This is a genomic window from Clostridium sp. CAG:43 (genome assembly GCF_000434655.1).
GTDB classification, from domain to species: domain Bacteria; phylum Bacillota; class Clostridia; order Lachnospirales; family Lachnospiraceae; genus Otoolea; species Otoolea fessa.
In genome coordinates this window covers 1-1,624 of the sequence record NZ_FR894982.1, presented here as the reverse complement: position 1 = coordinate 1,624, position 1,624 = coordinate 1, and the positions used below count along the sequence as shown (strand labels likewise).

Here is a 1,624-nt window from a genome sequence, read left to right as displayed (position 1 = left end):
AGAATATGGAGGTCTATACATGAAAAGATTTATTCCCATTTTAATGATGCTTCTACTTTTAACAGGTTGTGGAGCCCAGTCATCTGAAACTTCCTATCGACAGATTTCCATGGAGGAAGCTGTCACGATGATGGAGGAGGAAACCGGATACATCATCCTCGATGTCCGGACTGCTCAGGAATATAGTGAAAAGCATATTCCCGGTGCGATTAATATTGCCAACGAATCCATCGGCACCGAAGACATCCCGGAGCTGCCAGACAAGGAGCAGCTGATCCTGGTATACTGCCGCAGCGGCAACCGCAGCAAGCAGGCGTCCGAAAAGCTGGTAAAGCTGGGCTACACAAATATCGTAGAGTTCGGCGGTATCAATGACTGGACGGGAGAAACCGTCAGCGGCGAAGCGTGACAATATCACGGAACTTGTAGAAAATTCAGGTTATCATGGAGACATCAAACAAAAGATCACAGGAGGACTTGTATATGTCTGTCATCCATATCAATAAGAGTAATTTCCAGAATGAGGTTCTGAATTCCGAGAAACCCGTCCTACTGGACTTCTGGGCGCCCTGGTGCGGCCCCTGCCGGATGGTCAGCCCAGTTGTGGATGAGATCGCGTCTGAGCGCGGCGACATCAAAGTTGGCAAGGTCAATGTGGACGAGCAGCCGGAACTGGCCGCGCAGTTCGGCGTCATGAGCATCCCCACCCTTGTGGTGATGAAGAACGGCAAACTTGCCAATAAAACGGTGGGTGCGAAGCCCAAGGCGCAGATTCTGGCCATGCTGTGAGGAGGACATGGATATGGGATTTTTTGACTTTCTGAAAGGGCCCGACATTGGTGAGGGCGTCAGGGAATACAATGCAACGCCCGGCGCGGTCCTGCTGGATGTCCGAACACCGGAGGAATACCGGGAGGGCCATATCCCCGGCAGCAAGAATGTGCCTCTGCAGTCTCTTGACAAGGTGACCAGCTTCGTAAATAATCAAGATACGCCCGTGTTTGTCTACTGCCATAGCGGAGCCAGAAGCGCTCAGGCGGTCAGCGTGCTGGGGGGCATGGGGTATACCAACATCAAAAATATCGGCGGCATCGCCGCTTATGCAGGAAAGGTGGAGCATTGATATGAAGGTTGTTATCGTGGGCGGCGTGGCAGGCGGCGCTACTGCTGCGGCCCGCATTCGCAGATTGGACGAGCAGGCGGAGATCGTGGTGTTTGAGCGCTCGGGGTATATCTCCTATGCCAACTGTGGTCTGCCATACTATATCGGTGATGTGATTACCGATCGGTCGGATCTGACCCTCCAGACCCCGGAAAGCTTCTTCTCCCGGTTCCGTGTAAACATGAAGGTGCGCCATGAGGTCACAGCTATCCATCCCGAAAAAAAAGAAGTTACCGTGAAAAATCTGGAAACCGGTGAGGAGTTCGAGGAGAGCTATGACAAGCTGATTCTCTCTCCCGGAGCCAAGCCTACCCAGCCCCGGCTCCCCGGTGTGGGCCTCAACAAGCTGTTTACCCTGCGTACCGTGGAGGACACGTTCCGCATCAAGGCGTACATCAGCGAAAACCATCCCAAGTCCGCTGTGCTGGCGGGCGGCGGCTTCATCAGTCTGGAGCTTGCGGA

4 protein-coding genes are annotated in these 1,624 nt (G+C 53.6%); all 4 read left to right on the top strand.

Translation table 11 applies throughout. From position 1 onward, the window contains the following. Window positions 1-19 precede the first annotated feature (19 nt). Window positions 20-409 carry a rhodanese-like domain-containing protein gene (locus QVO97_RS00415; RefSeq protein ID WP_022358477.1) on the top strand — a complete coding sequence of 130 codons (390 nt, stop codon included), beginning with the start codon at window positions 20-22 and terminating at the stop codon, window positions 407-409. A gap of 35 nt (window positions 410-444) precedes the next feature. Beyond that, entirely contained in the window at window positions 445-789 is a 345-nt protein-coding gene (gene trxA, locus QVO97_RS00410) for a thioredoxin (RefSeq protein WP_288188468.1), read from the top strand. 13 nt (window positions 790-802) lie between these two features. Next, window positions 803-1,123 (top strand): rhodanese-like domain-containing protein, encoded by a 321-nt coding sequence (locus tag QVO97_RS00405; protein WP_022358475.1) that lies wholly within the window; start codon window positions 803-805, stop codon window positions 1,121-1,123. A 1-nt stretch (window position 1,124) separates the two neighbouring features. Beyond that, window positions 1,125-1,624, top strand: a 500-nt coding sequence (locus tag QVO97_RS00400) for an NAD(P)/FAD-dependent oxidoreductase (protein ID WP_288188465.1), incomplete at its 3' end; no start/stop codon positions are given.